Here is a 25,481-nt window from a genome sequence, read left to right as displayed (position 1 = left end):
ATTTACTTCAACCATTCTTATTACGTTTGTACTATTATAAAAATAAGGCATTAAAGTATAGTGAATTCTAATTATTTGTCTATACCAATCAACCATAAATTGTCTTATGTTCATATATGCGTAGCTTATACTTATCTTGTGTTAATATAAGGCACACTATTGGATCATAAGTAATGATTTTGTTTAAAAAGGTGATAACTAAATATTTATTGATTAAAATCAAAGCCATCAATAAATTAAAGAAGGATAAAAATAAAGTTCTGCCGATAAAAACAGAACTTTATGTAGGTTTATATGAACACACTTATTTTTCAATGCTAACTTGGTTAAAATTATGTAACGCTAACGGATCCATAATGTAACCTTTAACTTCTTTGCGCACCGGCATATACACTCTTGAGTGAGCAATCAAGAAGGCTGGAGCTTGTTCATGCATAATCAATTGTGCTTGTTTATAAAGTTCAACACGCTTTTCATGATTGGATTCAACACGCGCTTGTTGTAATAGATCATCGAAAGGTTTATAGCACCAATGAGAATAGTTAGAGCCGGCTTTAACCGCATCACAACTCATCATTACTGAGAAGAAATTATCTGGATCACCATTATCACCGGACCAACCCATTAATACCGCATCATGTTCACCCCTTCGAACTCGAGTAAGGTATTCTCCCCATTCGTAGCTAATTATATTAGCCGTTACGCCGATTTTGGCCCAATCAGCTTGGATCATCTCGGCCATACGGCGAGCATTTGGATTATACGGACGTTGTACTGGCATCGCCCATAAATTAATGGTAAACCCGTTTTCTTGTCCAGCTTCTTTTAATAGCTGTTTTGCTTGCTCTGGATCATAAGGATCTTCTTTAACTTCATTATTATAACTCCACATGGTTGGTGGAATAAAATTTTTCGCTGGCTCAGCTGCACCTTGGAATATTGCATCAATAATAGCTTGTTTGTTGATTGCTAAGTTTAGTGCCTGCCGAACTTTTAATTCACCTAATGGCGCTTTATCCATATTATAAGATAGAAAACCAATATTTAATCCGGCCATTTCATCAACAACGATATTTTTATCTTGCTTCATACGTTCGATATCTGCCAAATTTGGATATGGCATTGCATGACATTCACCTTTTTGTACTTTGGCATAACGCATTGCAGCATCGGGGGTAATTGAAAACACTAAACGATCGAGCTTGGCTTTTTCGCCAAAGTAATCCGAATTTGCTTTGTATAAAATACGAGAATCTTTTTCGTATTGTATAAACGTAAATGGTCCTGTACCGATTGGATTGAGATCAAATTTTTCTGGCGTACCCGCTTTCATCATTTTATCGGCATATTCTGCTGACATAACAGAAGCAAATGACATTGCCATATCGGCTAAAAACGGGGCTTCTGGATGTGCAAGATGGAAAATCACCGTATAATCATCAACCTTTTCAATACTAGTGATAAGCGAATCCATTCCCATACTGGTGAAATATTCATATTGACCGCCTGATATATTATGATAAGGATGATTGGCATCCTTTTGACGCATAAAACTAAAAATAACATCATCAGCATTAAGATTACGAGTTGGTTTGAAGTTTTTACTACTATGCCATTTAATATCATCACGTAAATGGAATGTGTAAGCAGTACCATCTTCATTAACATCCCAAGACTTAGCAATAGATGGCATGATTTCAGTAGTACCTAATTTAAATTCGACCAAACGATTAAAAACAGGCACCGCACCCGCATCCATTGAAACACCACTGGTTACAACTTGTGGATTAAAATTTTCGGGTGAAGCTTCAGTGCAATAGACTAACGTCCCTGCTGCATAAAGATTACTAGTGGCGACCATCGCAAACAAACCGGCCCCTAGCATAAGTTTACGTTTAAAACTTCTAAGACTATCCATTGCATTTCCTCTTTATATTCTTAACATTCAAACTGAAAATAATTTTAAAACATCTATGACATTTGCTATCAAGTTAATTATTTTTTACTATTGAGTTTTAACAACTTTTAAGATATTGCCGTCAAAATCTACAACTGTTACGTATTCTCCGATATTAAAATTTTGTTCACTTTTTGCCATCCATGTACTATCATTGACTTTTATTCTACCATGTCCATTTATGATTGCTTCAACTACAACTGTTTTTAACCCAATTAAATCACGTTGAGGTTGATTTAAGACTCCTCTTTCAGACTTATCTTTACCATTACGTTTCAACCATAAGTACCACACATAAGCCGTTAGCAACGTAAAAATCGCAAATAAAATCCATAACATTGACCAAGAAAACGGTACGATCCAAGCAAGGCTCCCCACTATAAAAGCAGAAATACCACTCCATAAAGAATAACCACCGGTACCGAGTAATTCAATAATTAACAATACTCCCCCCAGAGCAATGAATACCCAAGATGGATTGCTATACAACGCGGTTAGAAATTCATTCATAATCTGTATCCTCATTTGATAGTATTAATTATTTTTTAGTGCTATTTATTAACTCAGCAAATCCACCAAGGTATCCCAAAAATCATCCCATAAATTACGTTGAGGTTGATTTGAGACACCTCTTTTAGACTTATCTTTACGTTTCAACCATAAGTACCACACATAATCCGTTAGCAACGTAAAAATCGCAAATAAAATCCATAACATTGACCAAGAAAACGGTACGATCCAAGCAAGGCTTCCCACTATAAAAGCAGAAATACCACTCCATAAAGAATAACCACCGGTACCGAGTAATTCAATAATTAACAATACTCCCCCCAGAGCAATGAATACCCAAGATGGATTGCTATACAACGCGGTTAGAAATTCAGCCATGATCTGTATCCTCATTTGGTTGTATTAATTATTTTTTAGTGCTATTTATTAACTCAGCAATACCACCAATGCTTCCCATTAAATTAGCTGCATCAAGCGGCATCATAATCACTTTACTGTTTTCAGATGAACCTATTTTTTGTAGGGCATCGGTATATTTTTGTGCAACAAAGTAGTTAATCGCATTGATATTACCTGCTGCAATTGCTTGAGATACCATTTGAGTAGCTTTTGCTTCAGCTTCTGCCGCACGTTCACGAGCTTCGGCTTGTAAAAAGGCAGCTTGTCTTTCCCCTTCAGCTTTTAGAATCTCAGATTGCTTTTCACCTTCAGAACGTAAAATAGCCGCTTGACGAATCCCCTCTGCTTCTAAGACTTCAGCTCGTTTATTACGCTCAGCTTTCATTTGGGCATTCATCGCTGCAATCAATTCTGATGGTGGACGGACATCACGAATTTCAATACGGGTAATTTTAACACCCCAAGGACTGGTTGCTTCATCAACAATCCCTAATAAACGCGTATTGATATGATCACGTTGTGACAACATTTCATCCAATTCCATTGCCCCTAATACTGTACGAATATTGGTCATCATCAAATTAATAACCGCTCTTTCAAGTTGATTGACTTGATAAGCTGCTCTTGCAGCATCCTGAACCTGAATAAAGCAAACTGCGTCGATTTGCACATTAGCATTATCTTTAGATATGACTTCTTGGGATGGAATATCTAATACCTGTTCCATCATATTAATTTTCCGCCCGACACCATCCATGAAAGGAATAATAACATTTAAACCAGGTTCTAATGTGTGGGTATATTTACCAAAGCGTTCAATGGTATATTGAAAACCTTGGGGAACAATCGTGATCCCTTTATAAACAGTAACTAAGGCTAATAAAACTAATACACTTATGGCAATATAAAATGTAGACATTTTGGATTTCTCTCTTTCGTATTAATATGATTGATGTTGATATGCTCTAATAATATAATTGGCAATTATTTTATTATTTCATTTTTTCTATTTACTATAATTCAAATGTTACACCTGTCAAATATTTCATTATACGTTCTTTGAACTCCGACCAAGGATATAAACCCTGTCCATTTGTTTGTAAACCATTAAGTTCAAGTGTAATATGCCTGGCCGGATGATTTAAACTCAATTCACTCGCCAAGTGCAATTGTTCAATGGTTTGATAGAAATATTCGGCTTTAAAGTATGATTGCTGATCTTGTAGATTACGCCAACGCTGTAATACTAATTTACCACCAATCGGTGTCTCTTCGATTTGTTCCGGTAATTGATAATCTTTGAATTCCAATGCTCCCATAATAGACGCAATATTACAATCATGCCCTACTAGCAGTACTAATGGATGTTGTTTTTGTTGCATCATTTGATTAATAAACGTGATAAGTGGTTTGGCAATATGATTAGCTAATATTGGTGATTTAAATAATAAATTAATATACTGATTTTTTATATTAGCAAGCATCGCTCGGTGTTGAAACGAATTTATCATCCCCCAAGCATTATCTTGATGCTTAAAGCCGGAATAGTATTGTAGAGTTAATGCATCGACCACAGCTGTTCCAAACGCCAATGCTCCTCTAATTTTTGGTTCTTCATTGATAATTAAATCAAAAGTCGTAGGTAACTTAGTAAATTCACATTGGTATTTTTGGTAGCATTTTGAATGACGATAATCCAAAATTTCCGCTAATAACTCATAAGCGGGGGTTAGCTTTTTATCTAACTGTTCGATCAAGTCACTTGAACCAGTATAATGCTTTAGATCATGGATAACTTGTTGCTTAAATAGTGATGATGCATTACGAACACAAGGATTAAATATCGGATCCATACGTTCAATCGGATATTTGTGATGAATTGTGATATCGCAACCAGGAAAAGCGCCTAACGTAAAATACTGTGCTGTAGCGACTGTACGCTGTAAGCTATTGGCATAGACAAAAACTTTATCAGGTGAAATATCAAATTTCTGTTGTAGCAACCATTTCCTAAAATATGCGCCAAAGAAACTTTCTAGGGTACCACCTCGTGTTGTCAGATAACCAGGCTTACAATCCCACTGTGGCCATGATTTAGGTGTGACGGTTTGCAAAAAGCGTAACGTTTCGGGTAACGCCGTTCTTATTCCGTGTCGGCTTATAATAATAATTTGCTCTAACTGATATTGCTCCATCGTCTGTTAACCTATGTATATTCTGTGTAAAACCAAGATACTCATAAATTCAGATCAAATTAATCTGATAATAATGGCTTACCAAAATAGGGCTTTTTTTGTCGGCTATACATTAAATATAACCAGCCTTTGATCGCTGCTCATCTTAATGATTAATATGCATTAAGGTTTAGTTTTATCTAAAATAAGTTTTGTGCTTATTTGTAAATTTAGATCACCGCCAAGGTTAGGATAATGTATTTTCATCTGCTTTATAATTTCATTAAATGAATGATAGTTTTTTAAAACATCATCATAAGTTTGAATATATTGATGAGTAAATTCGATTGCTTCATTTGCAATAGGATCAGCGCCTAAAAAATGTCCTGGTATGGTGATTCTAGGAGCTAATTTTTTCATATCAAGCACGATACTATCCCATTGCTTGCGTTGTTCTGAAGTTGGCGCATCTGCTGTCCAAATAAACATATTATTCGATAACAAAGAGCCACCAATGATCATTTTTTGCTGAGGCATCCAAAGATAAGTTCGTTGCGGATCCTTCCCTTTAATTTGGAATTCTTCTTTACCAAAATAGAATGAATTACCAACTATTGCAGTTGGTATAACAATACGACTTGGCGCTTGCTCACCAATAAATTTTTGCCAATATTTTAATTTTTCCCGGCCAGTATTTTTGATCACCTCAACGGTTGCTGGCGTAGCAATGACTTGAGCACTTGGATAAGCCTTAAGAATGGTTTCTAAACCAAAATAAAAATCAGGATCACTGTGACTAATATAAATCAGCGTCAACGGTTTACCACTTTTTTTGATTTCATCAACCATTTTTTGCGCATCTTTTTTAGTTAATTGTGTGTCAATTAACATTGCTTGATCTTGAGTGTATAAAATAGTGGACGTTACAGGAAAAACTGCATCAGCACCTGCGTTATGTACGGCTCCCGATATAACTTTGTGAGATTTGGCTACCACACAAGTCATTAATGCAATCATTAACCAAAATGCGATCAAACTGCGTTTCAAGAAAAACATATTTTCTCCTACTAATAGATAATCTAATGCAATAGCACCAGATTTAATCGTTTTGATTTTTTCTTATTTCAAGATTTTATGATTTATTAATCTTAATATAATTTTTATAAAACTTTTTGCTTACTTTAACATAACCGGAATAAAATATGCGACATAAATTATATTATTTAATGCGCTTGAACTGTAAATCCCAAACACCATGACCTAAATTTAAACCACGCTTTTCAAACTTTGTCATTGGGCGATAATCTGGCCTTGGTATATATCCGTTATTTAGCGACACGTTTTGGAAACCAAAAGCAGAATTTAATACTTCTAACATATGCTCCGCATAATGTTGCCAATCGGTGGCCAAATGTAATATCCCATCCATTTTTAATTTTTTGCGCAACAACTGTACAAATTCAGGTTGAATAATTCTGCGTTTATTATGTTTTGCTTTATGCCATGGGTCAGGGAAAAAAATCTGAACTTTACTAAGCGATGCATCGGCAACCATATTTTCCAGTACTTCTACCGCATCATGACACATTAACCGAATATTATTTAATTGATGTTGTTCAATCGCCATTAAGCACGCCCCAACACCTGGACGATGAACTTCAATACCTAAAAAATTCTCGTTCTTATTCTTATCAGCCATTTCAATCAATGAAGCACCCATCCCAAAACCAATCTCTAAAACAATTGGTTGTTGATGAGCATATAATTGATTGAAATCTATTTGATGTTGATCATTATAATCAATACCACAACTGGACCACAATTTTTCTAAAGCTTGTTCTTGCCCTTTAGTTAATCGACCTTGTCTTAATACAAAACTACGAATTTGGCGACGTGGCCGACCATCTGCCAAAATTTCGGATGTCATGATATTGGAATTATCATTTATAAAGGATTTTTGATTCATATTACTATCTTTAAACACAATAATTTAATAATATAGTTTAGCTGAAGTTCATCACTGTCGCTAGTTCATAATCTAATTAATCTAAGAGAATTATGATTGAATTTAATCTGATTTTACAATTGTTACAGCAGATGTGTGTTTATTTAGTTATTGCTTATCTACTCAGTAAAACACCTATATTTATACCTATCATGCAAGTCACCGTCAGTCTGCCCCATAAATTAATCTGCTATGTTATTTTTTCTTTTTTTTGCATAATGGGAACTTATTTCAGTTTTCGAATTGAAGATACACTTGCCAATACTCGAGCAATTGGTGCGATATTAGGTGGTATACTTGGCGGTCCTTATGTCGGTTTACTAGTTGGTGTTACAGGTGGTTTGCACCGTTATAGTTTAGGCGGAATTACCGCCGAAATTTGTATGACTTCTACAATATTAACTGGATTTATTAGCGGGATAGTTCACTATATTTTGTTAAAAAAAGGAAGGGTAGATCTAATATACAACCCCTTTATCATCGCAATTTTAGCTATGCTATCTGAGTCGTTAGAAATGATCATGATTCTGGTATTTTCTAAACCCTATGACGTTGTTTCACATGCGGTTCATAGCATTGCCGCCCCCATGATTGTTGCTAACAGCATTGGTTCTGCTATGTTTATGCAAATTTTATTAGATAGAAAAATTATCTTTGATAAATATACTTCGACTTTTTCAGCTAAAGCCTTAAGTATTGCTGCACGTACTGAAGGACTATTGCGTGATAAATTCAATCAAGAAAACAGTACTAAAGTGGCACATATCATTTATCAAGAACTTGGCGTTGGTGCCGTTTCAATAACCGATCGCGAAAAAATACTAGCATTTATTGGTATCGGTAGTGATCATCACCTACCAGGTACCCCAATAACCTCAAAAGCTACATTAGAATCGATTGAAGATAACGAGGTGAAATATCTCGATGGTTTACATGAACTTTATCAATGTTCGATTAATAAACAATGTCGCTTAGGATCCGCACTGGTCATTCCTTTAAGAGGTGAAAAAAAAGAGGTTGTTGGTACCATAAAAATCTATGAAGCAAAAAACACATTGTTTAGTTCGATTAATCGGACTCTAGGTGAAGGGATAGCGAGTTTATTATCTGCACAAATTCTCACTGGTCAAAACGAAAGTTATCAACAATTACTTTCTCAAACACGAATTAAGTTGCTTCATGCACAAGTCAATCCGCATTTTTTATTTAACTCGCTTAATACATTACTTGCTGTTATTCGCCGTGATCAAGAACAAGCTTCAAAATTAGTCCAGCATCTCTCAACTTTTTTTAGAAAAAATTTAAAACGCCCAGAAGAAATCGTGACGTTAAAAGATGAACTTGATCACATAACAGCTTATCTAGAAATTGAAAAAATGCGGTTTATTGACAAACTTGATATTCAAATCCATGTACCAAAATTATTAGAACAAGCCTATCTTCCCGCATTCTCTTTACAACCAATTGTAGAAAACGCTATCAAACATGGAATATCACAAATGATTGGTTTAGGTACTATTACCATTCGTGCTCACAAATATCAACAAATCTTAGTTCTGGAAGTTGAAGATAATGCGGGTAATTATCGCAAAGAACATAAAAGTAATAACGGGCTAGGTATGACCCTAGTGCATGAAAGAATACAAATACGTTATGGTAAACAATATGGTTTAACGATCCAATGTGAGTCAGATATCTATACAAAAGCAATCTTAAAATTGCCATTAGACAAGGAGCATAGAAATGCTAAATATCATAATTGTTGATGATGAACCGCTGGCACGTGAGAATTTACGTTGTTTACTTAAGGAATTTACAGAAATTAATATTACTGCCGAATGTAGCAATGCTTTTGAAGCTATTAAAGCTATACATAATCAATCACCTGATGTGGTATTTCTAGATATTCAAATGCCTAAAATTAGTGGTATCGAAATGCTAAGTATGATTTCACCATTACACATGCCATATATTGTCTTTCTAACAGCATATGAAGAATATGCTATTAAAGCATTTGAAGAACAAGCATTTGATTATTTACTTAAACCAATCGATCCCCTTCGCCTTAATAAGACGATTCAACGACTATTAATCATTAATGAAAAACAAAATCTAGAACAACTAAAAACTGATAAATATTTAAAATATATCCCGTGTATGGGGCATAATCGGATTTATTTAATTGATCCTAATGATATTTATTATGCTAATTGCCGAACCAGCGGTGTTTATGTTTTTAACCATGATAATGTAGAGTATTATACAGAACTCACCTTAAAAACATTAGAGGAAAAAACGCAGTTAATCTATTGTCATCGCCAATATTTAATTAATATACAAAAACTAAAAGAAATTCGTTTTTCCCATACCAGTCACACAGATATTATACTCAATAATGATATTTCAGTACCTGCTAGTCGCCGATATTTAAAACTATTAAAGGAACAGTTAGGATTAGTTTGATTAATCAAATTATTATTTATAAAGATAACTAAACAAATTAGCCAATAATTGTGAAAACTTAAAAAAACAATTTAATTCATTACAAAGAGTATTAACTATTTTATCTTAATAAATAAAAGCCCCGATAAAAGCAACAAAAATGACACAAAATTTCGATAAGATATTTCAATTTGGGACAATAAACAATACAATTAACAGATCATTTTTTTAGACGGTTGTATGACAAATACAAAGAATATCGTTAACAGGACCTTAGCAGACTATGTCAAATAATATGAAAGAAAATCATTTTACTGAACAATATTGCCCAGAACTAGTTGAAGCGCATGTGCAACAACACTGGCAAGATAATAACACATTTCATGTCACTGAAGATCCAAGCAAAGAAAAATATTATTGCTTATCTATGTTACCTTATCCGTCTGGGCGACTGCATTTAGGTCATGTTCGTAATTATACCATCGGCGATACTATTTCACGTTATCAACGCATGCAGGGTAAAAATGTATTACAACCTATTGGTTGGGATGCTTTCGGCTTACCTGCAGAAGGCGCAGCGGTTAAAAATAATACTGCGCCAGCTAAATGGACCTATGAAAATATTGCTTATATGAAAAAGCAATTAAAACTACTTGGTTTTGGTTATGACTGGGACAGAGAAGTGACCACCTGCAAACCAGAATATTATAAATGGGAACAGTGGTTTTTTACAAAACTTTATGAGAAAGGGTTGGTGTATAAAAAAACCTCAGCAGTCAACTGGTGCCCGACTGATCAAACTGTATTAGCTAATGAGCAGGTGGTTGAAGGTTGTTGTTGGCGGTGTAATACGCCAGTTGAACGTAAAGAGATTCCACAATGGTTTATCAAAATCACTGCCTATGCCGATGAACTATTAAAAGACTTAGATAGTTTAGAAAGTTGGCCTGAGCAAGTTAAAACCATGCAGAAAAATTGGATTGGCCGTTCGGAAGGAGTTGAAATTGACTTTAACGTTGAAAATTACAACGAAAAATTAACAGTCTATACTACCCGCCCAGATACCTTTATGGGAGTGAGTTTTGTTTCGGTCGCGGCTGAGCATCCTTTAGCGCAATTAGCCAGTAAAGATAATGCCGAAATTACCGCCTTTATTGCTGAGTGTAAAAACACCAAAACCGCAGAAGCTGATATGGCAACGATGGAGAAAAAAGGTATTGCTACAGGTTTTTACGCCATCCATCCATTAACGAATGAAAAAGTTCCGGTTTGGATCGCCAACTTTGTATTAATGGAATATGGAACCGGTGCAGTTATGGCTGTACCGGGGCATGATGCGCGCGATCATGAGTTTGCTTGTAAATATCATTTACCAATTAAAGCTGTCATCCTAGATCAACAAGGTCATGCACCAGATGTGAGTCAACAACCTTATACAGAATACGGTAATTTATTTAATTCTGGGGAATTTGATGGACTTAACTTTGAACAAGCCTTCAATGCCATTGCCGATAAATTAATTGCTAAAGGTGTTGGTGAACGTAAAGTCAATTATCGTTTACGCGATTGGGGGGTCTCTCGTCAGCGTTATTGGGGTGCGCCAATCCCGATGGTCACATTAGCTGATGGCTCAACAATCCCGACCCCGGAAGATCAATTACCAGTCATTTTACCAGAAAATGTTGAAATGGATGGCATAACTAGTCCTATTAAAGCCGATCCGAATTGGGCAAAAACAACCGTTAATGGCGAAACAGCACTACGCGAAACCGATACCTTTGATACTTTTATGGAATCATCATGGTATTACGCACGTTATACCTGCCCACACTATAACAGTGGTATGTTAGATGAAAAAGCGGCCAATTATTGGTTACCGGTGGATCAATATGTTGGTGGAATTGAACATGCTATCATGCATCTACTTTATTTCCGCTTCTTCCACAAATTAATGCGTGATTTTGGCATGGTCAACTCTGATGAACCGGCTAAACGATTACTTTGCCAAGGTATGGTATTAGCCGATGCGTTCTATTACACCACCGAAATAGGTGAACGTATTTGGATTTCCCCAACCGAAGTCACCGTTGAGCGAGATGAAAAGGGGCGAATTGCCAAAGCGTTTGATAAGACCGGACGTGAGCTAATTCATGCTGGCATGACCAAAATGTCGAAATCAAAAAATAATGGTATCGACCCACAAGAAATGGTCGAAAAATATGGTGCTGATACTGTACGCTTATTTATGATGTTCGCTTCACCTGCTGAAATGACACTTGAATGGCAAGAATCTGGCGTTGAAGGAGCCAATCGTTTTATTAAACGCGTATGGCGCTTGGTGTATGAACACACCCAGCAAGGTGTGGTAAAGCCATTAATTCTTGATCAGTTAACCGGCGATCAAAAAACCTTGCGTCGTGAATTACATAAAACCATTGCTAAAGTGAGCGATGATATTGGTCGTCGCCAAACATTTAATACTGCGATCGCTGCTGTGATGGAATTTATGAATCGTTTACAAAAAGCATCACAAGAAACTGAACAAGACCGAGCGTTAATGGATGAAGCATTGAACGCAATCGTGCGTTTACTTTATCCAATGATACCTCATGCATGTTTCGTTATGTGGCAAGCATTAGGCCATAAAACTACTATTGATAATGCTCAATGGCCATTGGCCGATGAGTCAGCCATGGTTGAAGATGAAAAACTCATTATTGTCCAAATCAATGGTAAAGTACGCGCTAAATTAACAGTACCAGCTGATGCTAGTGAAGCATTGGTTACGGATATGGCAAAAACAGAAGTCAATATCCAAAAACATTTAGACGGTGTTACCATTCGTAAAATCATCTATGTTCCAGGTAAATTACTTAACCTTGTGGTTAGTTAATAACTTCCTGATACAACAGTTGATTTAGCTATAACTATTTGGGGTAATAATCATTACCCCTGAAAAATTAGGTAGTCCAAATGAAAAAATTGTTTTGTTTAGTATTTTTTGCAGTGTTGTGGTTAACCGGTTGTGGATTTCATTTACAACATGAAACAGAAATTCCACAACAATTTCAGACCATGACGTTTTATAGTGACAATCCGTATGGTTCATTATCTCGTACTATCAAAGATTTACTAGTTAAGAACAAAGTCAAATTAGTTAATGAAAATGCCAATCAAAATCATCCTTCCCTACGTATCTTAAGTAACGATATTAGTAAAGAGACCATTTCGATTTATCAAAATGGTAAATCTGCTGAATATCAATTAATTTTAACAGTCAATGCTCAAGTTATCATTGCCGGTAATGACATCTACCCTATTACGACAAAAGTATTTAGAACATTTTTTGACAATCCTGCTACCGCATTGGCTAAAAGCGCCGAGCAAAATTTAATCGAAAAAGAAATGTATACCCAAGTAGCTAAACAATTAATTAGTAAATTAAAATCAATCAACACTATTGATAATAAACTTAACACACCATGATAAAAATTTTTGCTAATCAGCTTGATGCAAAACTAGAACAGGATGGTGCATGGTGTTACTTTCTGACGATAGGAAATGATCCCTACCTTCGGGATGTCACTCAAAACAAAATAATCAAGAAAATGCATCAACAAGGTTTTACCGAACAAACTGTTTTCAGTATCGATAATCAAACCAACTGGGATAGTATTTATGAAAATAGTCGCGCGATGAGTCTATTTTCAAGCCAAACACTATTGATATTGCAATTCGGTGATAATTTGCTGAATGCTAGCATAGCTAAAAAATTAGATGAACTTTGCCAAACGTTATCGCCCGATGTCAGTTTATTAGTCACATTATCACAAATGACAAAGGCACAAGAAAACGCAAGTTGGCTAAAAACATTGTCTGATCAGCTTTTAATTATTAACTGTAATACACCTGATGCAAATCAATTACCCATCTGGCTAAATCAGCAATTACAATTGTTTGATCTAACAATAGAAAAACAAGGTATTGAACTTTTATGTTATTACTATGAGGGTAATTTATTAGCACTCACTCAGACGCTTGAACAGTTAAAATTACTTTATCCTAAGGGTAAAATCAGCTTTAGTCAGTTGGAGAATAATTTAGATGATTGTGCTATTTTTACCCCTTATCATCTTATCGATGCCATGCTAATGACTAAAACAAAGCGTGTTATTCATATTTTGCAACAATTCAAAATGAATGGCACGGAACCGCTGATCTTAGTTCGAACGATTCAACGTGAATTAATTCAACTAATCAATCTAAAAAAATATTCTGCAAAGCATGATCTTAAATCCGCTTATGATATAAATAAAGTTTGGCAAAATCGCCGAAATGTCATTACGCCTTATTTAAATAGAACTTCCCTTGAACAGTTATACCTAATTTTAAAACAATTAACCGAACTGGAAATCGCTTTAAAATCCGATTATCAAGCGGCAATTTGGGAATTATTAACAGCCTTATGTTTAAAAATAGTGGGAGATTAATATGTCCGGCCATTTGACAGCACTCTTTGGCGGTACCTTTGATCCGATTCATTATGGTCATTTACTACCGAGCATGGCATTGGCTAAAGAAATTAACTTAACTCACATCAGTCTATTACCCAATTACATTCCGCCACATAAAGCACAACCCAAAGCAACAACTGCTCAACGCCTCGCAATGATTAAATTAGCAATTGAAGACTACCCCCTTTTTTCAATTGACGTTCGTGAAATCACTCACGCCAAACCTAATAGACCCTCATATACTATTGATACCTTACAAAACTGGCGGTCTGAATATGGTGAACATAAGAGCTTAGCATTTATTATTGGTCAGGACTCATTATGTAATTTACCTAAGTGGTATCATTGGCAATCATTGTTAGATTATTGTCATTTATTAATCTGTCCCCGTCCCGGTTTTACCAATACAACTGACAATCTTCAGTTACAAAAATGGCTATTACAGCATAGCACAAAGAATATCACCGATCTTCAACAAAACCCTTGTGGATCAATATACTTTGCTAATACGCCCTTAAAAGCCATCTCCGCAACGGAAATTAGACAGCATATTGAAAATCGTCAGGATTATCAGTCGTTATTACCACCAAAAGTTTGGCAATATATTCAAACACAACATTTATATGGCGCTTAATTAATGAAAAATAACAGAAATCACTTTACTTCTGTAACTTTTTTCGGCATCATTTCGCCGGCTAAATTATATTTAATAACTACCCCTTAAAATGGATAGTTATTTGTTAATCATTAGCAATTTGAGTACAAATTAATATTTCGAGGAACCAATGGCAAAAGAAGATAACATTGAAATGCAAGGCACTATACTTGAAACATTGCCTAATACTATGTTTCGTGTAGAGTTAGAAAATGGTCACGTAGTAACAGCACATATTTCTGGTAAGATGCGTAAAAACTATATCCGAATTTTAACAGGTGATAAAGTTACTGTTGAAATGACGCCTTACGACTTATCAAAAGCTCGCATTATCTTTCGTAGTCGTTAAACCTAATAATAATCTCACTACAGTAGCTATTGTTGTATCGCGCATTTTGCGCGATATGGGTTTTTATCGCTTTTATTTTAATAAATCTTAGACCGTAGAATTACTTAAAATTAGCAAATTTTTCATCCGCTTAATTTTAATTTATATCCGCAGCTTAAATACAATAAATTTTATCATCTATTTCAAAATGCCATGTCATTACAAAATAGTTAATGAAAAAATATTTTTTAACAATTAGTTAGTAAAAATTTATACGGAACTGTTGTCCTCATATTGAGCTAAATAAAAAAATTTAGCCGGAAATATACCGGCTAAAATTACAAATTAAAATTGTTAAATTTGGTTGGGTTTAATTTTCTTTGATACGAGAAAAATCCATTTTTTCATAGCTTACCCACTTAGTCTTTTTCACATACTTATAAGTAAACATGATAAGGAAAAATAGCGGTAAACCAATATAAGTAGCCAGTACACCATACCAATCTATCTTATCTTGTAAAAACGCTTCATAGTTTTGCCCTAACGTTATAAATAAACATAACACAAAGGCAAATATTGGTCCAAATGGAAAGAGGGTTGAACGATAAGGTAAATCATAAATATTATACCCTTGTCTAATATATCCTTTTCGGAAACGATAATGACTAATCGCGATACCTAACCATGCGATAAAACCTGTCATACCGGATAAGTTTAGTAACCATAAATAGACTTGTTGGTCCTTAAACATAGAGGTTAAAAAACATAACATTGCTACAATCGTTGTTGCAATTAATGCCACTCTTGGAACTCCCCCCTTAGATAAGCGACTAAAAATTTTAGGAGCTTTCCCCTCTTTAGCCAACGCATAAAGCATACGTGTTGATGCATATAACCCCGAATTACCTGCCGATAACACTGAGGTTAAAATTACCGCATTCATTAATGCGGCAGCAGACAACAATCCAGCATTTTGGAATACTAATGTAAACGGACTCACACTAATATCGGTTTCACCATTACGTAACAAGCGCGGATCAGTATAAGGAATAATAAAACTGATCACCAAAATAGACAGAATATAAAACAGTAAAATACGCCAAAAAACTTGCCGCATTGATTTTGGAATATTCTTTTCAGGGTCTTTGGATTCACCGGCAGCAATACCAATCAATTCAGTGCCCTGAAATGAAAAACCGACTATCATTGCCACTCCAATCATCGATGAAAATCCACCTACAAATGGCGCATCATCTATTATCCAATTTTGCCAAACAATCGCAGCACCCATATTCCCTTTCAAAATGCTAATAATCATTAATAAACCAACAGCAATAAAAATCACAATAGTGACAACTTTTATCAATGAAAACCAGAATTCTGCTTCACCAAAACCTTTAACTGAAATAGCATTAAGGAAAAAGATGATCATTAAAAAGAGTAAACTCCATAACCAACTATAACTACCCAAGTCAAACCAATATGAAATCACTAATTGGGCAGCGACCAAATCTACCGCAACCGTTATCGCCCAGTTATACCAATAATTCCAACCAATTGCGAACCCAAAAGATTCATCAACATATTTAGCGCCATACGTGGCAAAAGTTCCTGATACTGGTAAATAAGCGGCCAGTTCACCTAAACTTGTCATTAAAAAATAAACCATTAATCCGATAATGGCATAAGAAAGTAAAGCACCAGCAGGACCTGCTTGCGCAATAGTCGCACCTGATGCCACGAACAATCCAGTTCCGATTGAACCACCAATCGCAATCATGGATAAATGACGAGCTTTAAGATCACGTTTAAGTTTATTTTGCATAACCGATAAAATATAAAAAAATTTAACAAAGTGTAGCAAAAATTTACTATTACGAGATAAATAATTCTAATAATTAACTAATTCTATTAAATAGAACCAATACTCATTAACAAGTAATTTGCTTAACATTTGATAATTTGCTTGATAGTTCCTGCTTGTCATTACAGTAAATTTGGCATTGGCTTTAAATGACCTAATTTGAGTAAAAAATGGTCTTTCGTTTTACCAATTTTATTGACTTAAATATTAAGCCGAAATTTGGATAGTAGCTTTTTGATAATATTAGGATAATTCATTATTGTTCCTATAGCACTGGAATAACTTATAAAATAATAGCTAGCTTAAATAAGCTGGGTATATTAATAAAAAAACTGATATAACCATTTAACTTTTAACACTTTTGCCTCTTTACCGTCGTTAAAAACAATTGAATGGCTATTTTTTAGATAGTTATAAGTTAGAATAATTTCCAACGCCTTAGTAGAATAAACATGTTTATCGATTAAATTAGATTATTCGCTAGAATAGATAACAGAGAATTGAACAAATTAGCGTCAACAATTCTGCTCAACCCAAATAATTATCGCCATTCCCACTTGTTTACTCGCTATTGTTAGGGTTAATTGCTGGCACAATCAAACCAGTACCACAATGATTGTGAGACATTAAAAGAGGCGGCTTCATTAACAATCCTATTTAAGAAAATGATTGGTTATCATAGCAAGTTAGCGCTAAAATAGCCGTCTTTAGATTAATAGAAGTTTATTACAAAACGGGAAAAACTGAATCATGGCAAAAGCAAATGAAGTAAAACGCGGCGATGCGATCAGCTATAATGGAAAATTACTTTTAGTTAAAGATATTGAAGTGCAAAGTCCTAGCGCTCGTGGCGCGAGTACACTATATAAAATGCGTTTCTCTGACGTAAAAACAGGTTTAAAAGTTGAAGAACGCTTCAAAGGTGATGATATTTTAGACACAATCGAATTAAGTCGTCGACCAGTTACTTTTTCTTATATTGATGGTGATGAATATGTTTTTATGGATGATGAAGACTTTACACCTTATTCATTTAAACAAGATCAAATAGAAGATGAATTATTGTTTATTCCTGAAGGTGGCATTCCAGGTATTCAAGTATTAACAGTAGATGGTCAAATTATTGCTCTAGAATTGCCACAAACCGTTGAGTTACAAATCATCGAAACCAATCCCGGTATTAAAGGTGCTTCAGCTAGTGCTCGAACCAAGCCAGCTAAACTCACAACTGGCCTAACCGTGCAAGTTCCTGAATATATCAATAATGGTGAAAAAATAAAGATTCATGTTGTCGAACGTCGTTTTATGAGTCGAGCTGATTAATAAGAGATATCCGTTGTATTACTTTTTACTGTTTAATTTACTTTTGAATCATATTATAGGTTAGCTCTTGTGATCATATTCCTAATAAATTTTGCTTTAAGATAGAGTAACTATTTACATCACTAAGCAATCAATTTAACTTGATATAAATCATAGTTTTCCTTTAACGATACTTTTTAAAATTAACTATTAGAGTTTCAACGGATGTCAGCAAAATTTAGTACAGATATTAACCAATTATCTTTTTTATCCAAATTCATTATTTATTAATAAAGTCTATTTTAATGAAAACCTACAATCAAAATAAATTACATAAACGCTTAAGACGTCAAGTTGGTGAAGCAATTACCGATTTTAATATGATCGAAGATGGTGACCGTATCATGGTTTGCCTATCAGGAGGTAAAGACAGTTATACCTTGCTTGATATTCTTATCAACCTTAAGATCAGCGCCCCCATCGAATTTGAGCTAGTAGCAGTAAATCTTGATCAAAAACAACCAGGCTTCCCTGAACATGTTTTACCACAATACCTTTCTTCTTTAGGTATCGAATATAAAATTGTAAGTGAAAATACTTATGGTATTGTAAAAGAAAAGATCCCAGAAGGTAAAACCACTTGTTCGCTTTGCTCACGATTGCGACGGGGTATTTTATACCGTACTGCAAGCGAAATTGGGGCGACTAAAATTGCCCTCGGTCATCACCGCGATGATATTTTAGAAACATTATTTCTTAATATGTTTTATGGTGGAAAAATGAAAGCAATGCCACCAAAACTAATGAATGACACTGGTGAACATATTGTGATCCGTCCTTTGGCTTATTGTAAAGAAAAAGATATTGCCAAATACGCAGAGTTAAAAAACTTCCCAATCATTCCATGCAATTTATGTGGTTCTCAACCTAATTTACAACGCAAAGTGATTAAAGATATGCTAACGCAATGGGATAAAAAATTCCCTGGTCGCATTGAAACCATGTTTAGAGCAACTCAAAATATTACCCTTTCTCATTTATGTGACACTAAAGTATTTGATTTCAAAGAAATTAAAAAAGGTGACAAAATTATCGATGGTGGTGATATTGCCTTTGATGAAGAAACGCTCCCCATTAATAGTTTTGATGCGAGCGAAATTTCATCCGAAGCAATGATTTTATGGAAAGAAGTCTAACCTAATTTTAAATTAGTACCGATTAAAAAACGAAAATATTTAATAGCTTAATATTTTCGTTTCATCTACCTAAAAATCCTTCCCAATTATAAAAAGTAAAAACTTCGCCATTTTATTCAAATCACATGGTAATAGAACAATGTCCATTTTTATTTCAATAATTTTTTTGAATAATACAATTTAAAAAAACATCGTCGAAATTTATGATTTAGGAAATTAATTTTTTTTAAATTGAAACGTTCCAATATAAAAAAAAATAGTATAGAATAACAAATAGTTAATCGAATAAATTTAGGTGTTCAGATAAAAATGAAGATCCAATTTCTTGGAACCGCTGCATCAGAAGGTATTCCTAATCCTTTTTGTAAATGTGAAATATGTGAAAAAACACGTGTCCAAAAAGGTAAGGATGTAAGAACACGAAGTTCTGTTATTATTGATGATCTTATGCAGATTGATTTTGCCCCTGAATTTAGTTATCAAGTAATGCGCGAAAACATTGATGTAACAAAAATAAAAGATTTAATCTTTACGCATACACACCCCGATCATTTTAATGTTGGTGATTTATATAGTCGTATGATTAATTTTGGGTTTAACATTACCCATCCATTATATATTTATGGAAACGATGTTGCGATTAATGGTTGCTTACATGTATTACCTGAATATAGTAGTGAACGTTTTGTATTTAATTTAATCGTACCATTTCAAACAGTAACAACATCAAGTGGATACCGAATTACACCTTTATTAGCTAACCATGCTAAGTGGGAGTTTTGTTATATTTATTTAATTGAAAAATGTGGAAAAACCATATTATATGGACACGATTCAGGATATTTTCCTGAGCTAACATGGCAGTGGTTAAAAGATAGTGGTATACAGCCAGATTTAGCTGTATTTGAATGCACCTATGGCTACCGACAAAATGATAGAACAGATAATCATATGAGTATTGAAACTGTGTTAGCTGCACAAAAAAGAATGCTTAGTGAGAATATTTTCCATGAACAAACACAATTGATAACATCTCATCATTCTCATAGCTGTGGGTTTATGCATGATGAATTAGTTGAAATATTTAAACCATATAAAATTGAAGTTGCCTATGATGGCTTAATAAAAATGGTCTAAAAAGGAAATATAAATAATGTTTAAATTACCCCGCTTATTAGTCATGATGTTTTTGCAATATTTTGTGCAAGGTGCATGGAATATGGTAATTGGGGCAGTCCTTGCCGCTTACAGTTTAAAAGAAATAGTGGGTTCAACCTATTCAATGTTGGGTGTAGCTACTATTATTTCTCCTCTTTTTGTAGGAATGATTGCTGATAGATTTTTTGCTTCGCAAAAAGTAATGGGTATCTTACATTTATTAAACGCCGGAATACTTTTTTCAATTCCTATGTTTATTCATGAACATAATGAAGTTGGTTTTTTAATTATGATTTTTTTAGTCGGTCTATTATTCTATCCGACTACCGCGCTGGCAAACAGTGTAAGTTTTAGGCATATTGATGGTGTAAAATGGTTCCCGATTGTGCGTGTGTTTGGAACTATTGGTTTTATGACGGTAGGCTTTTTAATGGGTGACAAAGTCCTTAATATCACAAAAACAACTAACACCTTTATTTTGGCTGCTGGTGCCTCAATCATTTATGGCATTTATTGTTTTACTTTACCTAATACACCCCCAGCGGCTAAAAACAAAACGATTTCAATGCGAGAAATCCTATGCTTAGATGCATTATCTTTATTTAAAGATAAATACTTCTCAGTTTTTATGTTTTCAACATTTATATTAATGATATCTAAAACCGCTTATAGTGCTTATCTTCCTGTCTATTTTCCAGTTTTACAAATTGATCCAGCATCAATGATGCAAATTGCGACTGCTACAGAAGTTATTTTTATGGTCTTCTTAGCATTTATTTTGAGCAAATTTGGGTTTAAAAAAGTCATTTTATTTGGCGCCATCAGTTGGATTATCCGCTGTCTAATGCTCTCTGAAGCAGCTGTATCGGAAAATTATTTATATTATGTTATTGGGGCACTATTACTACAAGGTCTTTGCTGGGATTTCTTTTTCACCGCAGGTGACATCTATATCGATAGAAAAGCTAGCACAGATATAAAAGCCCAAGCTCAAGGATTACGCTTTATTGTTTCAAATGGATTCGGTGTTTTTATGGCTGCCTCTGTATGTGGGTTTATTAATAACCGTATTGTTACAGAAGAAACAATGCCACAAGCCGCCGTTCAATGGCAGGAATTTTGGATCTATCCAGCAGTCGTTGCCGCAGTAGTAGCAGTAGGTTTCTGGATTTTCTTTAATGACAAAGATGTATTAGCGAAAAAAACAAATCAATAAGCTTTAATATAATGATGAAGGGAGAGGGAATACAACAATAATAAAACAACAATAATAATAAAATAATATCAAAATAATAATAATAATTTTCTAATTACAGGGAATGTGACTCAAATTGCTAATAATTTCATGGGTTATTAGCAATTTTTTTATCTTAAATATTCTAGCCAATAAAATTCAATCACAACATTCAAAATAACAAATAATTATTTTTTAATTTAGAAATCTATCTAAACTGTTAGCCCCGAGTTTAATAATTCTCCGGTTTTTTTAGCTAACTCAATATTCAAATTATTTATTGTTTCTTCAATACTGTATTGTTGTTTTGACCATAACAAAAGATGATGACCAATAATTTTTTCTATTTGAGGTAAATCTAAATAAAATTTATTATTAATCGAGTTTTCTCGAATTCCATTAAGATAGTTTGTTTTAGCAATATTTAACCATGGATAATTATTCATGACCTGTTGACTCATAGAAATATTATCCGTAAAACTTGAACCGCTAAGCAAAGCGATCTGTTCGTTAATTTCTGACGAGAAAAGCCAATTAAAAAATGCAGAAACTGCTTTATCTTTTCCACTAAATTTTGACATGCATAAAGATCCACCACCTAATAAAGGTTTATTATCGGGTACGGCTGCATAGCCAGTAAGAGGTAAAATACGATGATTAAATACACCATAAAATAAATTCATATAGACAATTAACATAGCAATATTGCCACGTTCAAATTGTTTAACCGATTCAAGCCACCAATCAGCATCTAAATTCTTAGCGGTGTGTATAAATTCTTCAAATTCACGTAAGGTGATCAATGCAGTAATTTTATTTAATTCAATATGATCATTTTGGACTAATGAACCGCCATGAGCATAGTATCTTAACAAAAATTCCGAAGCTAAAATTTTTGGATTACCTAATGTTACACAACTACCAAATTTTATCGGTGATTCGGGGTTGAAATATTGATTAAAAAACTCAGTCAGCTGATTAAATTGACTAAACGTTGTTGGGACCATTAACTGTTGCCGATATTTTTCAAAATAATAACGTTTAACCAATGGATCATTAAAAATATCTTTCCGGTAAAATAACATTTGAATACTTGGATCAAAGGGTATTGCATAGGGGACACCGCTGATATAACTAAAACGCTCAACAATATAAGTTGAGTATTGAGATAAGCACTGCTCAAGATTAACATCGAGATTGGTTAACGGTTTAAAAGCCGAATGAGCGAACCATGGAAAACAAGCAATATCTACCCGGACAACATCAATTTCGGGATATTTATCTAAATTATGCAGAATTTTATGTACCTCATCAAACGATTTAATAATCAAATTTACGGTAACACCGGTTTTTTTATATAAATGAGGTAATAATTTTTTTACGATTTCGGTAGTTGGACTCGGCAATACTAATACGTTAATAGTATCTTTTTCAATATTATTGATACTCTTAAATGAGGTTAAAAGTCGATAACTATTATCAATTGAAGGTGATAATTTTTTATTTTCGATCACATTGACAATCGATTGGCTTAATAACCCATAATGCATTTGATATTGGTAAAAATCATCTCGATATGCATAACAGTTATCACTCAGTGTAAAAATAGGCGGACAATGTTGCTGAGAACCAAAATAGCATGCATTTTTAATATAATGTGCCTTTTCAATTCCGCTAGTAACAATAGCATCAAATCTTATATCAGGATCCCTGAAAAAATCAAAAGCCTTATTATACTCTGTACAATTTGAGCTTAATTGATTATGTACATTAATTAGATATTTTGACTGTTTAAATTTGCCTAACATGCTTTGCTTAAATACATGAGCATAAGTATTATTTTCAGCATCAACTAATAGACCAATATTATGATAGTTTCTAGCCATAATAGCTTTTGCCATAAATTCTCCCGCTTGTTTAAAATCGAGCGAAATGAATTTTTCTGCTAACTTTGGACGATTATAAACAAAGATAATCTTATCGCGAGGAATCGCTAAATTTTGATAATAGACTTGGGCATTATCAAGGCACGAAACCGTAATAATGGCTAAATCACGTTTCGTGGCAATTTTTTGAATAAATTGTAATTCAAGTTCTTGGGTATTATAGGTTAGATAAATAGTTGTTTCATATCCCAATTCATTTAGAGATATAAATAATTTGTTATAAAGATAACTAAATTGCTGTGCTATTACATTGGGTAAAATTATCGATATCGTTTTAGCAAAGCCTTCTTTTAATATTTTAGCTTGGACATTTAATTGGTATCCCAACTTTTGTGCGACTTCTTCAACTAATTTGATTTTCTTGACACTAACATTTCCCCTCCCATTTAACACATTGGAAACAGTACCATGCGAAACACCAGCTAATTTAGCGATATCTTTAATTGTGGTCATAGTTGAAAAATAAGAAGAATAACAATATTTGTAATGATATCATAAAGTTAATGGATTTTGCAGTTGGACCTTACAGTAAATATCACTTTACATTTGTTTTTATATTCAATCTTAAGCTTAGAACAATCACAATAATTGGTGAGCACTCAAGGTAGTTGTAAAAATAATAATAATTATCACAACCGATTGATTGTTTTTTACATTATTCTATTTTCTTTTTACTCATTTTTATGAATAATAGATGCAAATTCATTGATATTGAAAATATAATGTTTACAGGAACACTTTTTATTATTTCAGCGCCAAGTGGTGCGGGAAAATCAAGTTTAATTAACGCTTATTTAATGCAATCTAATCCTCATCCAGCAATGGTATCTATCTCACATACAACACGTACACCAAGACCTGGTGAAAATAATGGGGAACACTATTATTTCATTCAAAATGATGAGTTTGAGAAATTAATAAAACAAGATGCTTTTATTGAACATGCTACCGTATTTGGTAATTACTACGGTACGTCTAAATCCGCTATTAGTCAAAAATTAGCGCAAGGATTTAATATTTTTCTGGATATTGATTGGCAAGGAGCTAGACAAGTTCGAGAAAAAATGCCTCAAGCTAAAAGTATTTTTATTCTGCCTCCTTCCATAACCGAACTAGAAAAAAGGTTATTTAAACGTGGTCAGGATTCGCTAGAAGTGATCGAAAAACGTATGCAAAAGGCACATAGAGAAATGTCACATTACGCTGAATATGACTATACAATTATTAACGAAAATTTTAGTACTGCTTTGGAACAACTATCGTCAATTATCATTGCTGAAAGTTTGAAAACAACGAAACAACAAATAAACAACAAAAACACTATAAATCAATTACTTAAATAAAATTTACGAAAATTTTTCTTTAAAAAGTTAAATATAATAATGATAACAATTAAATAAGCATAGCAATCTATTTTAAAATTCAGTAAAATTAAAGATTAGGTTAAGAAAATCTTTAACATTTCGGAAAAATATAGGGGTAAACATGGCACGTGTAACGGTTCAAGATGCGGTTGATATCATTGGTAATCGATTTGATCTGGTTTTAATCGCCGCAAGACGCGCACATCAACTACAGGCTGAAGGTAAAGCCGCGTTGGTTTCTGAAGAAAACGATAAAGAAACCGTTATTGCATTACGTGAAATTGAAGAAGGTTTTATTAACAAAAATATTCTTGATGCTTCTGAGTATCAGGCTCGCCAAGAAAAAGAAACTGAAACCCGCTCTATTTTACATGATACTATTCTTTTTGAAGATGAATCTTCTTACGAATAATCAGCATTAAAGTATCAAAAC

The 25,481-nt window shown here is 33.8% G+C and carries 22 protein-coding genes; 13 read left to right on the top strand and 9 right to left on the bottom strand.

Going from position 1 to position 25,481, the window contains the following annotated elements:
* Positions 1-304: 304 nt before the first annotated feature.
* The 7 genes from JMI89_RS05485 to trmB form a co-directional block, all read right to left on the bottom strand.
* Positions 305-1,918, bottom strand: coding sequence for an ABC transporter substrate-binding protein (locus tag JMI89_RS05485; protein ID WP_220679518.1), 1,614 nt, complete (start codon positions 1,916-1,918; stop codon positions 305-307).
* A gap of 87 nt (positions 1,919-2,005) precedes the next feature.
* On the bottom strand, positions 2,006-2,467 hold the full coding sequence (locus JMI89_RS05480; RefSeq protein WP_187754539.1) for an NfeD family protein: 462 nt from the start codon (positions 2,465-2,467) through the stop codon (positions 2,006-2,008).
* 48 nt (positions 2,468-2,515) lie between these two features.
* Positions 2,516-2,845 carry an NfeD family protein gene (locus tag JMI89_RS05475; RefSeq protein WP_220679517.1) on the bottom strand — a complete coding sequence of 110 codons (330 nt, stop codon included), beginning with the start codon at positions 2,843-2,845 and terminating at the stop codon, positions 2,516-2,518.
* Positions 2,846-2,873: 28 nt separating this feature from the next.
* Positions 2,874-3,785 carry an SPFH domain-containing protein gene (locus tag JMI89_RS05470; RefSeq protein WP_220679516.1) on the bottom strand — a complete coding sequence of 304 codons (912 nt, stop codon included), beginning with the start codon at positions 3,783-3,785 and terminating at the stop codon, positions 2,874-2,876.
* A 94-nt stretch (positions 3,786-3,879) separates the two neighbouring features.
* On the bottom strand, positions 3,880-5,061 hold the full coding sequence (locus tag JMI89_RS05465; protein ID WP_220679515.1) for a histidine-type phosphatase: 1,182 nt from the start codon (positions 5,059-5,061) through the stop codon (positions 3,880-3,882).
* 162 nt (positions 5,062-5,223) lie between these two features.
* Positions 5,224-6,096, bottom strand: a complete 873-nt coding sequence (locus tag JMI89_RS05460; protein ID WP_187754535.1) for an MBL fold metallo-hydrolase — start codon at positions 6,094-6,096, stop codon at positions 5,224-5,226.
* Between the two features lie 163 nt (positions 6,097-6,259).
* Positions 6,260-7,006, bottom strand: coding sequence for a tRNA (guanosine(46)-N7)-methyltransferase TrmB (trmB, locus tag JMI89_RS05455; protein ID WP_187754534.1), 747 nt, complete (start codon positions 7,004-7,006; stop codon positions 6,260-6,262).
* 92 nt (positions 7,007-7,098) lie between these two features.
* On the opposite strand from trmB, the gene JMI89_RS05450 reads away from it, so the two are divergent.
* The 7 genes from JMI89_RS05450 to infA all read left to right on the top strand — a co-directional run bounded on the left by JMI89_RS05450 (position 7,099) and on the right by infA (position 15,005).
* Positions 7,099-8,811: a sensor histidine kinase gene (locus JMI89_RS05450; RefSeq protein ID WP_187754533.1), complete on the top strand. Its 1,713-nt coding sequence runs from the start codon at positions 7,099-7,101 to the stop codon at positions 8,809-8,811.
* The gene (btsR, locus tag JMI89_RS05445; protein ID WP_187754532.1) at positions 8,789-9,508 is read left to right on the top strand and encodes a two-component system response regulator BtsR; all 720 of its coding nucleotides are present in this window, start codon (positions 8,789-8,791) and stop codon (positions 9,506-9,508) included. Before JMI89_RS05450 ends, btsR begins: the two co-directional genes overlap by 23 nt.
* A 274-nt stretch (positions 9,509-9,782) precedes the next feature.
* Positions 9,783-12,380 carry a leucine--tRNA ligase gene (gene leuS / locus JMI89_RS05440; protein ID WP_187754831.1) on the top strand — a complete coding sequence of 866 codons (2,598 nt, stop codon included), beginning with the start codon at positions 9,783-9,785 and terminating at the stop codon, positions 12,378-12,380.
* Between the two features lie 80 nt (positions 12,381-12,460).
* Entirely contained in the window at positions 12,461-12,973 is a 513-nt protein-coding gene (gene lptE / locus JMI89_RS05435; RefSeq protein WP_187754531.1) for an LPS assembly lipoprotein LptE, read from the top strand.
* A complete protein-coding gene (holA, locus tag JMI89_RS05430) occupies positions 12,970-13,977 on the top strand; it encodes a DNA polymerase III subunit delta (protein ID WP_187754530.1) in 1,008 nt (335 codons plus the stop codon). Before lptE ends, holA begins: the two co-directional genes overlap by 4 nt.
* Position 13,978: 1 nt before the next feature.
* Positions 13,979-14,635 (top strand): nicotinate-nucleotide adenylyltransferase, encoded by a 657-nt coding sequence (nadD, locus tag JMI89_RS05425; protein WP_187754529.1) that lies wholly within the window; start codon positions 13,979-13,981, stop codon positions 14,633-14,635.
* Positions 14,636-14,786: 151 nt separating this feature from the next.
* Positions 14,787-15,005 (top strand): translation initiation factor IF-1, encoded by a 219-nt coding sequence (infA, locus tag JMI89_RS05420; protein WP_024495300.1) that lies wholly within the window; start codon positions 14,787-14,789, stop codon positions 15,003-15,005.
* A gap of 349 nt (positions 15,006-15,354) precedes the next feature.
* Here infA and JMI89_RS05415 read toward each other — a convergent pair whose 3' ends face one another.
* Positions 15,355-16,809, bottom strand: a complete 1,455-nt coding sequence (locus JMI89_RS05415) for an amino acid permease (RefSeq protein ID WP_220679513.1) — start codon at positions 16,807-16,809, stop codon at positions 15,355-15,357.
* A gap of 789 nt (positions 16,810-17,598) precedes the next feature.
* On the opposite strand from JMI89_RS05415, the gene yeiP reads away from it, so the two are divergent.
* From yeiP to JMI89_RS05395, 4 genes are all read left to right on the top strand, one after another.
* On the top strand, positions 17,599-18,171 hold the full coding sequence (gene yeiP / locus JMI89_RS05410; RefSeq protein ID WP_187754527.1) for an elongation factor P-like protein YeiP: 573 nt from the start codon (positions 17,599-17,601) through the stop codon (positions 18,169-18,171).
* Between the two features lie 284 nt (positions 18,172-18,455).
* Entirely contained in the window at positions 18,456-19,346 is an 891-nt protein-coding gene (gene ttcA / locus JMI89_RS05405) for a tRNA 2-thiocytidine(32) synthetase TtcA (protein WP_187754526.1), read from the top strand.
* A 309-nt stretch (positions 19,347-19,655) separates the two neighbouring features.
* Positions 19,656-20,483 (top strand): MBL fold metallo-hydrolase, encoded by an 828-nt coding sequence (locus JMI89_RS05400; RefSeq protein ID WP_187754525.1) that lies wholly within the window; start codon positions 19,656-19,658, stop codon positions 20,481-20,483.
* Between the two features lie 16 nt (positions 20,484-20,499).
* The gene (locus JMI89_RS05395; RefSeq protein WP_187754524.1) at positions 20,500-21,720 is read left to right on the top strand and encodes an MFS transporter; all 1,221 of its coding nucleotides are present in this window, start codon (positions 20,500-20,502) and stop codon (positions 21,718-21,720) included.
* Positions 21,721-21,950: 230 nt separating this feature from the next.
* Here JMI89_RS05395 and JMI89_RS05390 read toward each other — a convergent pair whose 3' ends face one another.
* The gene (locus tag JMI89_RS05390) at positions 21,951-24,137 is read right to left on the bottom strand and encodes an extracellular solute-binding protein (RefSeq protein ID WP_220679512.1); all 2,187 of its coding nucleotides are present in this window, start codon (positions 24,135-24,137) and stop codon (positions 21,951-21,953) included.
* 269 nt (positions 24,138-24,406) lie between these two features.
* On the opposite strand from JMI89_RS05390, the gene gmk reads away from it, so the two are divergent.
* Both gmk and rpoZ read left to right on the top strand, forming a co-directional pair.
* Complete coding sequence (gene gmk, locus JMI89_RS05385) at positions 24,407-25,027, top strand: guanylate kinase (protein ID WP_187754522.1); 621 nt, start codon at positions 24,407-24,409, stop codon at positions 25,025-25,027.
* Positions 25,028-25,169: 142 nt separating this feature from the next.
* Entirely contained in the window at positions 25,170-25,460 is a 291-nt protein-coding gene (gene rpoZ, locus JMI89_RS05380; protein WP_187754521.1) for a DNA-directed RNA polymerase subunit omega, read from the top strand.
* Positions 25,461-25,481: the final 21 nt, after the last annotated feature.

Source organism: Frischella sp. Ac48, from assembly GCF_019641635.1.
GTDB classification, from domain to species: domain Bacteria; phylum Pseudomonadota; class Gammaproteobacteria; order Enterobacterales; family Orbaceae; genus Frischella; species Frischella japonica.
The sequence above is the reverse complement of the archived record's forward strand: the minus strand, read 5'-3'. Positions and strand labels throughout refer to the sequence as shown.